Below are 14,921 nucleotides of genomic sequence, written 5' to 3' on the forward strand. Positions count from 1 at the left end.
TGATGTGCCTGCTCAGCAGCAGCGCGCGGTCACCGTCGCACCGTCGTGCCGGGCCTTCCAGTACTCCCGTTCGGTCATCACGGGTTCCCCGGGATGCGTCGCCCGACGGTGCGCGAGGTACCGCTGGTAGTGGTTGTCGCCCATCACGGACGCCACGTACCAGCGGACGGCCTTCAGTGCCCGGAGGATCGGGCCACTCCCTGTGCGTCCCACTGCGCTTGCACCTCCCGTTCGGCGGGTGTCGGTATCAGTCCACTGGGTGCGAACAGGTGGCTCGGCACCGGTTCCTCCTCGGTGAGCGGGCGACCGTTGCCGGTCACGGTGCGGTAGATGGTCCACACCCCCATGATCACCACGACCAGCACCATCACGGCGAAGACGATCGACAGCGTGCCCTGGATGAAGGTGTTGCGGACCACGGCGTCGATGGCCTCCGGTGTCTTCGCGGAACCGAAGGAGGTCTTTCCGGCCTCGGCAGCGGCCTTGAAGTTGCTGTGCTGCTTCCAGTAGCCCACCGCGGGGTCGGAGCTGAAGATCTTCTGCCAGGATGCGGTCATGGTCACGATGAGGTCCCAGACCAGCGGTATCGCGGGTATCCAGACCCACTTGTAGTAGCCCTTCTTGACCACCACCACGACCACCACGGTGAGCGCCATCGCGGCCAGGAGCTGGTTGGCGATGCCGAACAGCGGGAAGAGCGTGTTGATGCCGCCCAGCGGGTCGGTCACGCCCATCAGCAGGATGCTGCCCCAGCCGGCCACCACGAGCAGCGATGCGGCCCAGGCGCCGACGCGCCAGCTGGGGTCCTTGAGGCGCTTGAACGGGCCGCCCAGGTTGCTCAGCGCGTCGGAGACCAGGAACCGTGCCACGCGGGTGCCCGCGTCCACGGTGGTCAGGATGAACAGCGCCTCGAACATGATCGCGAAGTGGTACCAGAAGGACTTCATCCCGGAGCCGCCGAACACCTGGTGCAGCACCTCCGACATGCCGAAGGCCAGCGTGGGCGCGCCACCGGTGCGGGAGACGATCGATTCCTCGCCGATGTCCTTGGCCGCCTGCGACAGTTGCTCTCCGCTGATCGGATCTCCGCTCAGTCCCAGGGAATTGACGTAGGTGGCGGCCGTCTCCGCGGTGCCGCCGGTCTTGGCGATCGGCGCGTTCATCGCGAAGTAGAAGTGCTGGTTGATGATCGACGCGGTGATCAGCGCCATGATCGCGACGAAGGATTCGGTGAGCATGCCGCCGTAGCCGATCAACCGCATCTGGCCCTCCTTCTCCAGCAGCTTCGGCGTGGTGCCGGAGCTGACCAGGGAGTGGAAGCCGGACAGGGCGCCGCAGGCGATGGTGATGAACAGGAAGGGGAACAGCGATCCGGCGAACACCGGACCGTCACCGCGGGTGGCGAAGTCGGACACCGCCGGGGCCTCCATGAGGGGGCGCGCGATGAGGATGCCCACGGCGAGCAGCACGATGGTGCCCACCTTCATGAAGGTGGAGAGGTAGTCGCGCGGGGCCAGCAGCAGCCATACGGGCAGCACGGAGGCGGCGAAGCCGTAGATGATGATCGCCCAGCTGAGCTGCACCGGGGTCAGCGTGAACAGCTCCTTGCCCCAGCTGCTCTCGCCCACGTAGCGGCCGCCGATCACGGCGGCGAGCAGCAGGACGCAGCCGATCAGCGAGACCTCGGACACCCGCCCCGGGCGGAGGTAGCGCAGGTACACGCCCATGAACAGGGCGATCGGAATGGTGGCGGCGATGGAGAAGACGCCCCACGGGCTGTGGCCGAGGGCCTGCACCACGACCAGCGCGAGCACGGCGATGAGGATGGTCATGATCGCCGCGATGCCGATGATCGCGGCGGCGCCGCCCACCGGACCGAGCTCGTCGCGGATCATCTGGCCCAGCGAGCGGCCGCGCCGCCGGGTGGCGACCCACAGCACCAGGTAGTCCTGCACGCAGCCGGCGACCAGCGCGCCCACGATGATCCAGATCGTGCCGGGCAGGTAACCCATCTGTGCGGCGAGCACCGGGCCCACGAGTGGTCCGGCGCCGGCGATGGCGGCGAAGTGGTGCCCGAACAGCACCCGCCGGTCGGTGGGCAGGTAGTCGGTGCCGTTCTCGAGGACCTCGGCGGGCGTCGCGTGATCATCACGCGGGCGCACCACTTTCAGCTCGATGAGGCGCGCGTAGAAGCGGTACCCCACCACGTACGTGCATACCGCGGCGAGCACGAACCACACCGCGTTCACCGATTCGCCGCGGGCCAGCGCGATCATCGCCCAGGCGACGGCGCCCAGCAGCGCGATGGCGCCGAAGATCAGCTTGTGCTTGGTGGTGATCGGGCTGCGATCGATGATCGCGACCGGCGGCTGCGCCGGATCCGTGCGGACGTACGTGATGTCGCCGTCGGTCTCCGTGGTCGACGGAGCGGTCGGAGCTGACACGAGGCCTCCTGGTGGGGACGAGTGGTGATGCGCAGTGGTCATCGTTTCATCCGGCCGCCCCGGGTGTCGGGGAATCGGCTTCCTCGGCTCGGGAGCGACGGTGCGCGGCGCGCGGGTCCGTGGCCGGGTGCGGCTTGCGCGGGAGACGTCCGGGAGGGTGACGTCCGGGCGCGCCGAACATCTGATGTGTCCGATGCAAAGCGCGGACAATTCCGCTGTTTTGCGGATTTGTTGGGGGTGTTGACACGCAAACATCCGATCTCTAATGTGATCCAGCACACAGAGGAGTTGCATGTCCAACCTGAATGAACGCGTGTCCGCCGCCCTGTCGGTGGCGATCGGGGTGGTGGTCCGGTGAGCGACGACCACGCTCCGGAGCAGGCTGCGGATCAGGCGGCGAGCCCGGCCGGCGGCACGGTCCCGCTGATCCGGATGTCCGGCGTCACCAAGCGATTCCCCGGCGTCGTCGCGCTCGACGACGTCAGCCTCGAGGTCGCCCCGGGCGAGCGCATCGCCCTCGTCGGGGAGAACGGCGCAGGCAAGTCCACGCTCATGAAGCTGCTCAGCGGCGTCGAGACCCCGGACGAGGGGACCATCGAGATCGACGGCAACCCCGTGCAGCTGACCTCGCCCGCGCACGCACGGTCCCTCGGCGTCAGCATCATCCACCAGGAACTCGGCCTGGTGCCCGATCTCACCGTGGCGCAGAACATCACGCTGGGACGCGAGCGCACCCGGTTCGGCATCCTCGACAGCCGCGGCACCGTGCGGGAGACCGCGGCCCTGCTGGATCGATTGGGCATGGTGATCGATCCGGATGCCCGGGTCCGCGACCTCACGGTGGGCAAGCAGCAGATGGTCGAGATCGCGCGGGCGCTCTCCGAGGACGCCCGTCTGCTCATCCTCGACGAGCCCACGGCCGCGCTCAACGAAGCCGAGGTGCAGACCCTCTTCGAGCTCATCGACCGGTTCATCACCGACACCACCGGCGTCATCTACATCTCGCACCGGATGGACGAGCTTCCGCGGATCTCCGACCGCATCGTCGTGCTGCGCGACGGCACCTACGTCGGGCAGCGCCCCACGGCCACCACCCCGATGCGCGAGATCATCGAGATGATGGTGGGCCGCGAGGTCAGTGACGAGCGGCGACCCACGGTGCCGGAGAAGCAGGGTGAGGTGGCGCTCAAGGTCGACGGGCTGTGCAGCAAGCACCCGCTCGACGACATCTCCTTCGAACTGCACCGCGGCGAGATCCTGGGCTTCGCCGGTCTCATGGGCGCTGGTCGCACCGAACTCGCCCGCGCCATCGTCGGTGCCGATCCGATCACCGCGGGAACCATCGAGGTGGCGGGCACCGAGCGTCGTATCGATTCGCCGGCGGTGGCCGCCCGCCTCGGAATCGGCTATCTCTCCGAGGACCGCAAACGCTTCGGCGCCATCGTCGACCAGACGGTCCGCGACAACATCGCCCTGTCCTCGCTGGCGGCGCACTCGAAGTTCGGCGTGATCCGTGACGGCGAACTCGACACGCTCGCAACGGAGATGGTCGAGCGGCTCCGGGTGAAGACCCCGTCCATCAAGCAGGCGGTGCGCAACCTCTCCGGTGGTAACCAGCAGAAGGTGATCATCGGGAAGTGGCTCGCCCGCGACTGCGACATCCTCATCGTCGATGAGCCCACCCGCGGCATCGATGTGGGTGCCAAGGATGAGATCTACCGGCTCCTCGAACAATTGGCCGCCGCCGGGAAGGCGATCATGGTGATCTCCAGCGATCTTCCCGAGGTGCTCCGGCTGTCCCACCGCATCGCGGTGATGAGCGACGGCAGGCTCGCCACCATTCTCGACAGCACCGACGCAACCCAGGAGACGATCATGGAGAACGCCACCCGATTCCACGAGACGGCGGTGAAGTGATGGCCACGCCCACCGCCACCCGCACGCCCGAGGAGTCCGGCGCCGCCGGCGGGTTCAATCCGATGCACTGGATCCGCGGCCAGATGCAGCAGTTCCTGGCCTTCGTGAGCCTGATCGTGATCGTGGTCTTCTTCTCGTTCGCGAGCCCGAACTTCCTGACCGCCAGCAACCTCACGGGCATCCTCGTCGCCTCGGTCACCATCGGCCTGCTGGCGCTGGGAACCACAGCGGTGATCATCACCGGCGGCATCGATCTGTCGATCGGTACGGCCATGATCCTGTCCGGGGTCATGACGGGCGTCTTCCTCGTGCACTGGAACCTGCCGCTGTGGGTCGGCGTGATCGGCGGCGTGCTGTTCGGCGCGTTCATCGGGCTGGTCAACGGCCTGGTGATCTCCTACCTCGGTATCCCGCCGTTCATCGCGACCCTGGCCATGATGCTGGTGACCATCGGTGCGGCCCTGGTGATCTCGGGTACCGAACCGATCCGGTTCACCTCGGTCCCCGGGTTCAGCGACATCGCCAACGCCTCGCTGGTCTCGGGCGCGCGGGTGCCGTTCAGCGTGGTGCTGTTGGCGCTGATGGCGGTGATCGCCGGCTTCGTGCTGGCGAAGACGAAGATGGGCCGCTACGCCTACGCGATCGGCAGCAACGAGGAGGCCACCCGGCTGTCGGGTGTGGACGTGCGGTCGTGGAAGGTGGCGATCTACACCTTCTCCGGCGTCTTCGTGGGGCTCGCCGGCGTCCTCGCCGCGGCCCGCCTCAACTCGGCGCAGCCCACCGGAGGCCAGGGCCTCGAACTGGAGGCGATCGCCGCCGTCGTGATCGGTGGCACCTCGCTCGCCGGCGGCCGGGGCACCATCACCGGCACCGTGATCGGCATCTTGATCATGAGCGTGCTCACCAACGGCCTGCGGATCATGTCGATCCCGCAGGAGTGGCAGTCCATCGCCGTGGGTGCCGTGATCCTCGTGGCCGTCTACATCGACATCGTGCGTAAGCGCACCTGACCGTCCGTTCGCATCGTTCACCCCACATCAAGGAGAAATCGCGTGTTCACACTGTCTTCCACGCCGCTCCGGCGGCTCGCCCGCGCGGCCACCGTCACCGTCGCCGCGGTGGCCACGGCCACCGCCCTCACCGCATGTTCCAGCGGTGGTTCCACCAGTAGCAGCGGCGAGATCGCGATCATCTCGAAGGGCTACCAGCATCAGTTCTGGAAGGCCGTCAACAAGGGCGCCGATGAGTCCGCGAAGGAGCTCGGTAGGACCATCACCTTCGAGGGGCCGGACAGCGAGACCCAGGTCGAGAAGCAGGTGCAGCTGCTGCAGACCGCACTCGATCGCAATCCCGCGGCGATCGCGATCGCCGCGCTCGATTCCTCCGCCGTGGCGCCGATCCTGCAGCAGGCCAAGGACAAGGGCATTCCGGTGATCGCCTTCGATTCCGGTGTGGACAGCGATATCCCGGTCACCACCGCGTCGACGAACAACTTCGCCGCGGCCGGTGAGGCGGCCAAGCGCATGGTCGACCTGATCGGTGGCAAGGGAGAGATCGGCGTGGTGGCGCACGATCAGACCTCGAAGACCGGTGTGGATCGTCGCGACGGCTTCACCGACTGGATCAAGAAGAACGCGCCCGGCGTGAAGATCGTGGACGTGCAGTACGGCGGCGATCCCGCGAAGGCCGCCGACCTCACCTCGACGATGCTGGAGGCCTACCCGAATCTGGCCGGCCTGTACGGCACCAACGAGGGTGCGGCCACCGGTGTGGTGAACGCGGTGCAGCGCAGTGGCAAGCAGAACATCAAGGTGATCGGTTTCGATTCGGGCGCCGCGCAGATCGACGCGATCAAGTCGGGCCTGATGGCGGGTGCCATCACCCAGAATCCGGTGGGCATCGGCCGCGAGACGGTGGCCGCCGCGGTGAAGGCGATCAACGGTGAGTCGCTGCCGAAGAACATCGACACCGGCTACTACTGGTACGACAAGACCAACATCGACGACCCGAAGATCTCGGGCAGCCTCTACCGGTGAGGGTGGCGGCCCTCCGGCGGCGCGGATGCGGGTTGTCCGCGCCGCCGGGGGAGTGCCGAGGTCGGCACGTAGAATGAGGTCCTGTGAGCCTTACCCTCGGAATCGTCGGACTGCCCAACGTCGGCAAGTCCACCCTGTTCAACGCCCTCACCAACAGTGAGGTGGAGGCGGCGAACTACCCGTTCGCCACCATCGAGCCGAACGTGGGCGTGGTGAACCTGCCGGACCCGCGGCTGACCCGCCTGGCCGAGATCTTCTCCTCGGAGCGGATCCTCCCGGCAACGGTGTCGTTCGTCGACATCGCCGGCATCGTCAAGGGCGCGTCCGAGGGCGAGGGCATGGGCAACCAGTTCCTCTCCAACATCCGCGAGGCGGACGCGATCTGCCAGGTGGTGCGCGTCTTCTCCGATGAGGACGTGGTGCACGTGGCGGGCAAGGTCGATCCGCTCGCCGATATCGACACCGTGGCCACCGAGCTGATCCTGGCCGATCTGCAGACCATCGAGAAGGCCCTGCCGCGGCTGGAGAAGGACGCGCGCAAGAACAAGGAGCTGGTCGAGACGCTGGAGGCCACCAAGGCCGCGCAGCTCGTGCTGGAGGACGGCAAGACGCTGTTCGCCGCAGGCTTCGACACCACGCCGATCCGCGAGCTGCACCTGATGACCGCGAAGCCCTTCCTGTACGTCTTCAACGCCGACGAGGGCGTGCTCACCGATGCCGCCAAGCGCGCCGAGCTGGCCGCCGCGGTCGCGCCCGCCGACTCGGTCTTCCTCGACGCGAAGATCGAGTCCGAGCTGCTGGAGCTGGACCCCGAGGATCAGGCCGAGATGCTGGAGTCCATCGGCCAGGACGAGCCGGGCCTCGATTCGCTCGCCCGCGCCGGCTTCCACACCCTGGGCCTGCAGACCTACCTCACCGCCGGCCCCAAGGAGTCGCGCGCCTGGACGATCCGCAAGGGCGACACCGCCCCCAAGGCCGCCGGCGTGATCCACACCGATTTCGAAAAGGGCTTCATCAAGGCCGAGATCGTCTCCTTCGCCGACCTCGACGCCAACGGCACCATGGCCGCCGCGAAGGCCGCCGGCAAGGTCCGGATGGAGGGCAAGGACTACGTCATGTCCGACGGTGACGTGGTGGAGTTCCGCTTCAACGTCTAACGCGCGCACGCCTCATCGGTCACGCGTCGTCGGACCCGGATCGAGCAGGGCGTCGAGTGCGGCCTTGGGGCGCGACAAGCCGATCTCGCGGACCCAATTGCGCACGGTGAGGTATACGCCGGCGTCGGAATCCGCCTCGACGCCGACCGCGTCGATGCCCTGGCTCTCGCACAGGGCGACCGCGCGGCGGAGGTGGAAATCCTGCGTCACCAGGATCGCCTCGTCGATGTCGAAGACGGTCTTGGCGCGGGCGCAGGTGTTGTAGGTCGTGACGCCGAACCGGTCGTCGGTGATGGCATCGGCACCGACGCCGCGCTCGACCAGATACTTCCGCATCGCGGCCACCTCGTCGCCCTTGGTCGACACCGCGTGACCCGACACCAGAACGCGCTGGGCCCGGCGTTCGCGCAGGATCGTCAGCGCGGTGTCCAGCCGCTCCCGCAGATACACCGAGGGCTCGCCGTCGCGCACGCGGTCGCCCAACACCACCACCCACTGTCGGGACGCGTTCTGATCGATGCGCGAGCGGCTCTCCCACTGCACCCAGGCGCTCGAGATCCCGATGACGATGACGACCGCGATCACGATGTACCGAATCAAGCGGCGCAGGGTTGCAAACACCGGACCGAGGGTACTGATCGTCCGGCCGAAGCCGGTGTGGCGACGGCGGTGCCCTCAGCGTGGGGTGAGGATGAAGACCCGTGCGCCGCCCTCGAAAGCCCGCCGGAGGTCCTCAGGATCGGGGGAGCCGTCGGCGCCGAAGCCGATGCCGTTGAACGAGGCGAAGTTCGTGTTGTCGGCGGCGATCACGCCGTACAGCTCGACCACGCCGGCCTCGTCGGAGACGACCCGCACGTCGGCGGTCCGACGGTGCCCGGCGAGCTGGATGTCGATCGGTTCACCGGTGCGCAGGTTCTTCCCCCACGCGAACGGCGACCCGACCAGCAGGTCCCCGTCGTGCTTGGTATAGGCGACGGGCACCTCGAAGACCTTGCCCGACTTCCTCCCCACCACGTACAGCGTGAGCAGTCGGCCGCCGAGGAATTTCGATGACCCGGGCGCGCGCAGCAGTGTGCGCATCACTGCGTTCATCACTCCTTGCAGCGGCATCGTCTTGGCGGTACCTGCGCTCCGGCTCACGGTTCAACGGTAGGCCCGCTCACCCCGCTGCGGCTAGGTAGTGATCGAGGAATCCGCGGTTGCGCCGATGTCGAAAAACCTGTCAGGGGTTCGTCGTATAGATGACGGCACCGGACGGCGGTCGTCGGAAATCGACTATGAGGAATCCCCATGAGCACGCACACTGAACCGATGGACCACCCACCCACCGGCGTGACGACGCCCTCCGACGAGCGGACCGAGCAGGCCGGGCGCACGCCGCTGGTGATCAAACTGCTGGTCGCGGCTACTTTCGTGGTGATCCTCAACGAGACGATCATGATCAACGCGATCCCGCGACTCATGACGGACTTCCACATCGAGGCGCGCGCCGCGCAATGGCTGTCGACCGTCTTCATGCTCACCATGGCCGCGGTGATCCCGGTGACGGGCTGGTTCCTGCAGCGCGTCAGCACCCGCACGGCGTACGCGGTCGCGATGGCCACGTTCAGCGCCGGTACCGCGCTCGCGGCGATCGCCCCGAACTTCGAGGTGCTGCTCGCCGCCCGCGTGGTGCAGGCGGGCGGCACCGCGATCATGATGCCGCTGCTGATGACCACGTTGATGACCGTGGTCCCGGAGAGCGACCGCGGCCGCGTGATGGGGCAGGTCACGCTGGCCATGTCGTGTGCGCCGGCGCTGGGTCCGGCGGTGTCCGGGGTGATTCTGCACTTCGGCTCGTGGCGGCTGATCTTCGCCTTCGTCCTGCCCATCGCTGTGCTCGTCGGCATCGCCGGGATGCGGCAGTTGGAGAACGTCGGCGAGACCGAGAGCACGCCGGTCAGCTGGCTCAGCGTCGCGCTCGCTGCGGGCGGATTCGGCAGCCTCGTCTACGGTCTCAGCGAGATCGGCACGGGCAGCTGGACCGGCCCCGTCCTCACCGTGGCCGCAGGCGTTCTCCTGATCGCCGCCTTCGCCGCCTACCAGGTGCGCCTGCAGCAGCGCGAGATGCCGCTCCTCGATCTGCGCACCCTGCGGCACCGCACCTATGCGGTCTCGCTCCTGCTGATGTCGGCCGCGTTCATGGCCTTCCTCGGATCGATGATCCTGTTGCCGCTCTACCTCCAGGACCTGCGCGGACTCTCCGAACTGCAGACCGGGTTGCTGGTGATGCCGGGCGGCCTCGCGATGGGATTGCTCGGGCCCAAGGTCGGCAAGATCTACGACCGCGTCGGCGCGCGGCCGCTGGTGATCCCGGGCTCGATCGGCATGGTGATCGCGCTCGGCGCGCTGAGCCGCATCGGCGCAACCACGCCGTACCCGGTCATCGTCGCGATCCACGTCGCGCTGATGGTGTGCCTCGCCGCCGTCTTCACCCCCGTCTTCACCGTGGGCCTCGGCGATCTGCCGGAGCACCTGTACTCGCACGGCTCGTCGCTGCTCGGCACCTTGCAGCAGGTGGCCGGCGCGATCGGGACGGCCGCGCTGATCGTGGTCATGTCGAACCGCACAACGCAGCTCGTCGAGGCGGGGGCGTCGCAGCCGTCGGCCTTCGTCGGCGGCTTGGAGTGGGCCTTCGTCGCGGCGGCGCTGATGGGCGTCGTGGTGGTCGTGGCGGCGCTCCTGCTCCCGGCCGCGAAGCCGGCGACGGAGGAGTCCCGGACCGTCAGTTGATGATCTCGGCGCGGTCGTCGGAACGGATCGCGGCCAGCCGATCGCGCCACTGCTGCAGCGCTTCCGGCGAGAGGCGGGTCCAGTCGTCGATCCGCTCGACGATCCGCAGGGGAGCGCTGCTGCGGTAGGAGCGGGTGGGGTTGCCGGGGAACTTCTTATCGGTGACGTTCGGGTCGTTCTCGAACTCCCCGGTCGGCTCCACCCGGTACACCTGCGGCTCACCGTCGCCGGCTGCGAGTTCTGCGGCGAGCCCGGCGCCGTCGCGCAGGGCCGTGAAGTAGATGTGGTTCATGACGATCTCGGGCCGGTAGTTCGACCGGAACCCCGCGGTGAGGAGGTCTCCGACCTGGAGATCGGCCTTCGTGCCGTGGAAGAAGGGGCCTTCGTCCAACGCGTCGCTCATCGACCCAGGCTACCTCCGCGGACGGCTCACGGGGCCCGAGGAGCGGGTGCGCCGCCCTCCCGCGGCCGCGATTCCTTCCTCCCTCCGGCTCGTGGCCGCGGATCGGATCATCGGCGGGGAGAACGGCGGAATTAGGTCGTGAACTGACCGGTGCGCTGACTAGGGTTGGCACCATGGCTGAAGTCAGGCAGATCCAGGTGACGTTCGATTGCGCGGACCCGAAGAAGGTCGCGCTGTTCTGGTGCGAGGTGCTGGGATACGTTGTGCCGCCGCCACCTCCGGGCTTCGACTCCTGGGACGCCTTCGATGCCAGCCTGCCGCCGGACTGGCAGGGCAGCAGGTTCGCGTGCATCGACCCGAACGGCGTCGGTCCGCGGCTGTTCTTCCAGCGCGTACCCGAGGGCAAGGTGGTGAAGAACCGCGTGCACCTCGACGTCCGGGTGGGCACGGGCCTCGTCGGCGCCGAACGGCTCGCCGCACTCGAGGCCGAGTGCGCGCGTCTCATCCCGCTCGGCGCCACCCGGTACGAGCTGCTCGAAGCCGACGGGGTGAACGAATCCTGTCTGGTGATGCAGGACGTCGAGGGCAATGAGTTCTGCCTCGACTGACACACGCTGAAGAACGAGCGAGAGGAGTAGCCGTGGATCTGTTCGCGAGGATCGCCGTCAGCAGGCTTCCCGAGGCGATCGCCTGGGGTGATGCGCTGTTCGGTCCGGTGGAGGCGTTCGCGCCGAACGATACCGAGCACGTCTGGACCCTCGCCGAGCACTGTCACGTCTACGTCGAGCTCCTGCCGCAGCACGCCGGACACTCCTCGGTGACCCTGTTCGTCGACGACCTCGACGCCTTCCTCGCCGCGGCCGCGGAACGCGGTCTGCACCCGGATACGCAGGAGGACTACGACAACGGTGTGCGGAAGACGATCTTCCTCGACCCCGACGGCAACGAGATCGGTGTGGGCGGCGCGCCCGCGGAACAAGGAGCATGACCTCATGACACTGCGCGTCCACAGCACCCTGGAACCCACCGGTCCTGCCACCGCCATCATGCTCACCGACGAGCAGGTCGCCGCACTCGACGGCGGCAAGCGGCCGGCGTTCCGCGTCACCATCGGCGATCGCACGGCGCGCCTGCGCGTCGCACCGATGGGTGGCTGCAACATGATCGGGCTGTCGAAGGCCGCGCGGAAGGAACTCGGCGTGGAGATCGGCGACACCGTGGACGCCACCATCGAGCTCGACGATGCCGAGCGCACCGTCGACCTGCCCGACGATCTCGCGGCCGCGCTCGACGCCGACCCCGCGGTGCGGGCCGCCTTCGACGCGCTCAACTACACGCGCCGCAAGGAGTACGCCCGCGGCGTCACCGAGGCCAAGCGTGCGGAGACCCGGGAACGCCGGATCGCCGCGGTGGTGGACGCGCTCCGTTAGGCGGTGGCCGCCGCAGACATGAGGGTCCCGATCACGGTGCGCGACAGGGCTTCTCGGTCGCCCTCGTTCCACGCCCGCAGTAGCACTGCGATGATCGCGTAGGCCAGTGCCGCGGGATCCGTGGTGGCGGCCAGGTGCCCGTCGTCCCGCGCCGCGGTGAGGTACTGCGTGACGCCGTCGGTGAGTCCGGCGAACCCGGCCGACTCCGCACCGAGGATCTCCGCCGCCTTGCCCTGGAGGTCCGGTCGCGCGGCAAGCAGGCGGGCGAAGGCCGTTGCCGCGGGTTGGGGGAGGGAGGCGAGTGCGTCGCCGAGATCGGGTGGGCGGAGCGATTCGATCTCGCCCGCGGCGGCGGTCAGGAGGAAGCTGCGGTCGACCGCATAGGCCACGAGGAAGCCCTCGAAGTCTCCGAAGTGGGCGTGCAGCAGCCCGGTGGCAACGCCGGCCTCCGCGGTGACCGCACGGCCCCGCAGGCCGCCCGCCCCCTCGCGCAGGATCACGGTCTCGGCCGCGGCGAACAGCCGCTGCCGGACTCCGTCGATCGCGACTCCCCGGGGCATGCCGACGATTCTACGAGGTGGGGGCCACTGGCGCAGAGAATGGTCACTCGTTCATACTGGAATGAACACTCGTTCATATCAGGGAGGCCGACATGCCACAGCGGGTACTCATCGCCGGCGCGGGAATCGCCGGACTGGCGGCGGCGCTGCGCCTGCACCGCGACGGCCACGAGATCGTCGTCGTCGAGCGCGCGCGGGCCCGGCGCACTGGCGGCTACCTGATCAACCTCCTCGGGACGGGATTCGACGCCGCCGAACGCCTCGGGCTCGACGGTGCGCTCCGCGCGCACGATCAGGGGATGTTCACCTCGAATCTCGTCCGCGCCGACGGCAGCACCAGGCTCACCATGCCCGCGGCAATGGCGGAGTCCTTGGGCGACCGCGCGCTCACCGTGTTCCGCGGAGACCTGGAATCCGTTCTGTACGAGGCGGTCCAGGGCTGCGCGGACATCCGCTTCGACACCACGGTGACGGCGATCGAGGACGTCCCTTCGGCGCCGCTGCGCGTCACGCTCAGCGACGGCACCGTCGAAGACGCGGACCTCGTGATCGGTGCCGACGGCCTGCACTCGGGCGTGCGCGAGCTGGCCTTCGGCCCGTCCGAATCCTTCGTCCGCGAGCTGAACCACGTGGTCGCGGCGTTCACCCTCGACGCGCCACCCGAAGGCCTATCGCCGCAGACCGCGGACACCTTCATCGACGTCGGGCGCACCGCCGCGGTGTTCCGTCCGCGCACGCAGAGCGCCTCGGCGTTCGTCACCTACCGCACGGACTCGGTCGCCGCCGATCTCGCAGCCGGGCCCGTCGCCGCGATCGAGAGGCGCTTCGCCGACCTCGGCGGGGGACTGCGGGCAGCGATCGCAGGGGCGGGTGACGAGGCGTACTTCGATTCCGTGAGTCAGGTGGTGATGCCGTCGTGGAGTTCCGGCCGGGTGGTGCTGCTCGGCGACGCGGCCTGGTGCGTGTCACTTTTCGCCGGCCACGGCGCGGGCCTCGCGCTCGACGGTGCCGATCGCCTGGGGCGGGCGCTGGCCGCCCACGACGACACCGCGGCGGCCCTGCGCAGCTGGGAAGCGAGCCTGCGCGACGAGGTGGAGCGGAAGCAGAAGCAGGCGCGTGTCGGCATGGCCCGGTTCGCACCGCCGAGCCGATTGCACCTCGTGGTGCAGGACCTGATGATTCGCGCCCTCACCGCGCCGGTCCTCGGCCCGTTCCTGCAGTCCCGGCTCCCGCGGCCGAAGTGATGCACGGAATCCCGCTAGCGTGGAGGCTATGAAACTGGACGGTGCCACGGTGCGTGCCGCCTCGACCGAGGACCTGCCCTTCCTCGTCGAGAACGATCAGATCGCCCGCCGCTCGGTGCTGGTGGAGGCGATCGCCGCTGGTCGTGTGATCGTGGCGGTGTACGACGACCGGCCGATCGGGTGGCTGCGGTGGAGCGTTTTTCGTGATGTGTACCCCTTCATCGACGTGGTCGAGGTGCTCGGACCGTTCCGGAGACGGGGCATCGGCCGCCTCCTGATGGAGGCGTGGACCGCGGAGGCCGCCCGCGCGAGATGTGCCGGCGTGATGGCATGTGCAGACCCGGAATCGACCGGGTACCGGTTCCTCTGGGCGCTCGGGTGGCAGGACTGCGGCGCTCTGGTTCTTCCGACTCCCGCTGTGACGATCCTCCGCAGGTCCCTCACCGGCCCGACCGAGCCGTGGGACGAATCGGTGGCGCCACCCGTGGTGCGCACCGAGTTCCGGTCACGGTGGGGTGAGCTCCCCGGGGGCGGGGAGTGGGCGGACGACGTGCTGGCGATGCTCGTCGGCGAGCGGATGTACTCCGTGGAGTTCGTCGTCAACGACTACGTGCAGATGCGCTTCGACGGCCCGCGCTCCGATCCCGGGCCGGCGGTCCTCAACTGCGAGGTGTGGCCGGCGATCGAATACCGCGGACGAACCTGGCGGGAACCGGATCTCGGGTACGCGGATGCGGTGCGAGGCCTCACCCCGGGCACCGTCACGGGCACCTCCGTACGACCGCGCGAGGGCCTGCGCATCGAACTCGACACCGGCGCCGTGCTGATCAACCCCGCGGCCGACGAGGTCTATGTCGAGATCGCCCAGCTCACCGGTGCAGAGGGTGGCAACAGTGCGTGGTGGTTGCCCGGAGATCTCGGATTCGAGCACCTCGCTCAGGCGGACGACGCCTGACGC

16 protein-coding genes are annotated in these 14,921 nt (G+C 68.4%); 10 read left to right on the top strand and 6 right to left on the bottom strand.

Annotation, left to right across the window (positions count from 1 at the left end; genetic code table 11):
• Window positions 1-12: 12 nt before the first annotated feature.
• Complete coding sequence (locus TTY48_RS14815; protein ID WP_220658213.1) at window positions 13-213, bottom strand: YbdD/YjiX family protein; 201 nt, start codon at window positions 211-213, stop codon at window positions 13-15.
• Window positions 174-2,444 carry a carbon starvation CstA family protein gene (locus TTY48_RS14820; RefSeq protein WP_220658214.1) on the bottom strand — a complete coding sequence of 757 codons (2,271 nt, stop codon included), beginning with the start codon at window positions 2,442-2,444 and terminating at the stop codon, window positions 174-176. The genes TTY48_RS14815 and TTY48_RS14820 overlap by 40 nt, the downstream gene beginning before the upstream one ends.
• A gap of 354 nt (window positions 2,445-2,798) precedes the next feature.
• On the opposite strand from TTY48_RS14820, the gene TTY48_RS14825 reads away from it, so the two are divergent.
• The 4 genes from TTY48_RS14825 (at window position 2,799) to ychF (ending at window position 7,554) form a co-directional block, all read left to right on the top strand.
• A complete protein-coding gene (locus TTY48_RS14825) occupies window positions 2,799-4,361 on the top strand; it encodes a sugar ABC transporter ATP-binding protein (protein ID WP_255585685.1) in 1,563 nt (520 codons plus the stop codon).
• The gene (locus TTY48_RS14830; protein ID WP_220658215.1) at window positions 4,361-5,371 is read left to right on the top strand and encodes an ABC transporter permease; all 1,011 of its coding nucleotides are present in this window, start codon (window positions 4,361-4,363) and stop codon (window positions 5,369-5,371) included. Before TTY48_RS14825 ends, TTY48_RS14830 begins: the two co-directional genes overlap by 1 nt.
• 42 nt (window positions 5,372-5,413) lie before the next feature.
• Entirely contained in the window at window positions 5,414-6,397 is a 984-nt protein-coding gene (locus TTY48_RS14835) for an ABC transporter substrate-binding protein (RefSeq protein WP_220658216.1), read from the top strand.
• An 83-nt stretch (window positions 6,398-6,480) separates the two neighbouring features.
• Window positions 6,481-7,554 (top strand): redox-regulated ATPase YchF, encoded by a 1,074-nt coding sequence (gene ychF, locus TTY48_RS14840; protein ID WP_220658217.1) that lies wholly within the window; start codon window positions 6,481-6,483, stop codon window positions 7,552-7,554.
• Window positions 7,555-7,566: 12 nt separating this feature from the next.
• Here the strand turns inward: ychF and TTY48_RS14845 are convergent, their stop codons facing one another.
• Both TTY48_RS14845 and TTY48_RS14850 read right to left on the bottom strand, forming a co-directional pair.
• Entirely contained in the window at window positions 7,567-8,175 is a 609-nt protein-coding gene (locus TTY48_RS14845; protein ID WP_255585687.1) for a vancomycin high temperature exclusion protein, read from the bottom strand.
• Between the two features lie 54 nt (window positions 8,176-8,229).
• Complete coding sequence (locus TTY48_RS14850; RefSeq protein ID WP_255585688.1) at window positions 8,230-8,694, bottom strand: nitroreductase/quinone reductase family protein; 465 nt, start codon at window positions 8,692-8,694, stop codon at window positions 8,230-8,232.
• A gap of 150 nt (window positions 8,695-8,844) precedes the next feature.
• Between TTY48_RS14850 and TTY48_RS14855 the strand changes: the two genes are divergently transcribed.
• Window positions 8,845-10,326, top strand: coding sequence for an MDR family MFS transporter (locus tag TTY48_RS14855; RefSeq protein ID WP_220658218.1), 1,482 nt, complete (start codon window positions 8,845-8,847; stop codon window positions 10,324-10,326).
• On the opposite strand, the gene arr is transcribed toward TTY48_RS14855, so the two are convergent.
• Window positions 10,319-10,729, bottom strand: coding sequence for an NAD(+)--rifampin ADP-ribosyltransferase (gene arr / locus TTY48_RS14860; protein ID WP_220658219.1), 411 nt, complete (start codon window positions 10,727-10,729; stop codon window positions 10,319-10,321). The genes TTY48_RS14855 and arr overlap by 8 nt on opposite strands.
• A 173-nt stretch (window positions 10,730-10,902) precedes the next feature.
• On the opposite strand from arr, the gene TTY48_RS14865 reads away from it, so the two are divergent.
• From TTY48_RS14865 to TTY48_RS14875, 3 genes are read left to right on the top strand one after another with little or no spacing between them, the layout of a single operon-like run.
• Window positions 10,903-11,337, top strand: a complete 435-nt coding sequence (locus TTY48_RS14865) for a VOC family protein (RefSeq protein WP_220658220.1) — start codon at window positions 10,903-10,905, stop codon at window positions 11,335-11,337.
• Window positions 11,338-11,369: 32 nt separating this feature from the next.
• Complete coding sequence (locus tag TTY48_RS14870) at window positions 11,370-11,717, top strand: VOC family protein (protein ID WP_220658221.1); 348 nt, start codon at window positions 11,370-11,372, stop codon at window positions 11,715-11,717.
• 4 nt (window positions 11,718-11,721) lie between these two features.
• The gene (locus TTY48_RS14875; protein ID WP_220658222.1) at window positions 11,722-12,159 is read left to right on the top strand and encodes a YdeI/OmpD-associated family protein; all 438 of its coding nucleotides are present in this window, start codon (window positions 11,722-11,724) and stop codon (window positions 12,157-12,159) included.
• Here TTY48_RS14875 and TTY48_RS14880 read toward each other — a convergent pair.
• Window positions 12,156-12,719, bottom strand: a complete 564-nt coding sequence (locus tag TTY48_RS14880; RefSeq protein WP_220658223.1) for a TetR/AcrR family transcriptional regulator — start codon at window positions 12,717-12,719, stop codon at window positions 12,156-12,158. The genes TTY48_RS14875 and TTY48_RS14880 overlap by 4 nt on opposite strands.
• A gap of 92 nt (window positions 12,720-12,811) precedes the next feature.
• Between TTY48_RS14880 and TTY48_RS14885 the strand changes: the two genes are divergently transcribed.
• A complete protein-coding gene (locus TTY48_RS14885; protein WP_220658224.1) occupies window positions 12,812-13,963 on the top strand; it encodes an FAD-dependent monooxygenase in 1,152 nt (383 codons plus the stop codon).
• A 28-nt stretch (window positions 13,964-13,991) separates the two neighbouring features.
• Window positions 13,992-14,918 (top strand): GNAT family N-acetyltransferase, encoded by a 927-nt coding sequence (locus TTY48_RS14890; protein WP_220658225.1) that lies wholly within the window; start codon window positions 13,992-13,994, stop codon window positions 14,916-14,918.
• The last annotated feature ends 3 nt before the right edge of the window (window positions 14,919-14,921 follow it).

The organism is Tsukamurella sp. TY48, assembly GCF_019656655.1.
In the GTDB taxonomy this organism is placed as follows: Bacteria; Actinomycetota; Actinomycetes; order Mycobacteriales; family Mycobacteriaceae; genus Tsukamurella; species Tsukamurella strandjordii.

What these genes read in the sequence shown, in the direction of transcription:
- TTY48_RS14830 (WP_220658215.1), top strand. Translation starts at nt 4,361, where the DNA reads ATGGCCACGCCCACCGCCACCCGCACGCCCGAGGAGTCCGGCGCCGCC.
- TTY48_RS14855 (WP_220658218.1), top strand. Translation starts at nt 8,845, where the DNA reads ATGAGCACGCACACTGAACCGATGGACCACCCACCCACCGGCGTGACG.
- arr (WP_220658219.1), bottom strand. Translation starts at nt 10,729, where the DNA reads ATGAGCGACGCGTTGGACGAAGGCCCCTTCTTCCACGGCACGAAGGCC.
- TTY48_RS14865 (WP_220658220.1), top strand. Translation starts at nt 10,903, where the DNA reads ATGGCTGAAGTCAGGCAGATCCAGGTGACGTTCGATTGCGCGGACCCG.
- TTY48_RS14875 (WP_220658222.1), top strand. Translation starts at nt 11,722, where the DNA reads ATGACACTGCGCGTCCACAGCACCCTGGAACCCACCGGTCCTGCCACC.
- TTY48_RS14880 (WP_220658223.1), bottom strand. Translation starts at nt 12,719, where the DNA reads ATGCCCCGGGGAGTCGCGATCGACGGAGTCCGGCAGCGGCTGTTCGCC.
- TTY48_RS14885 (WP_220658224.1), top strand. Translation starts at nt 12,812, where the DNA reads ATGCCACAGCGGGTACTCATCGCCGGCGCGGGAATCGCCGGACTGGCG.
- TTY48_RS14890 (WP_220658225.1), top strand. Translation starts at nt 13,992, where the DNA reads ATGAAACTGGACGGTGCCACGGTGCGTGCCGCCTCGACCGAGGACCTG.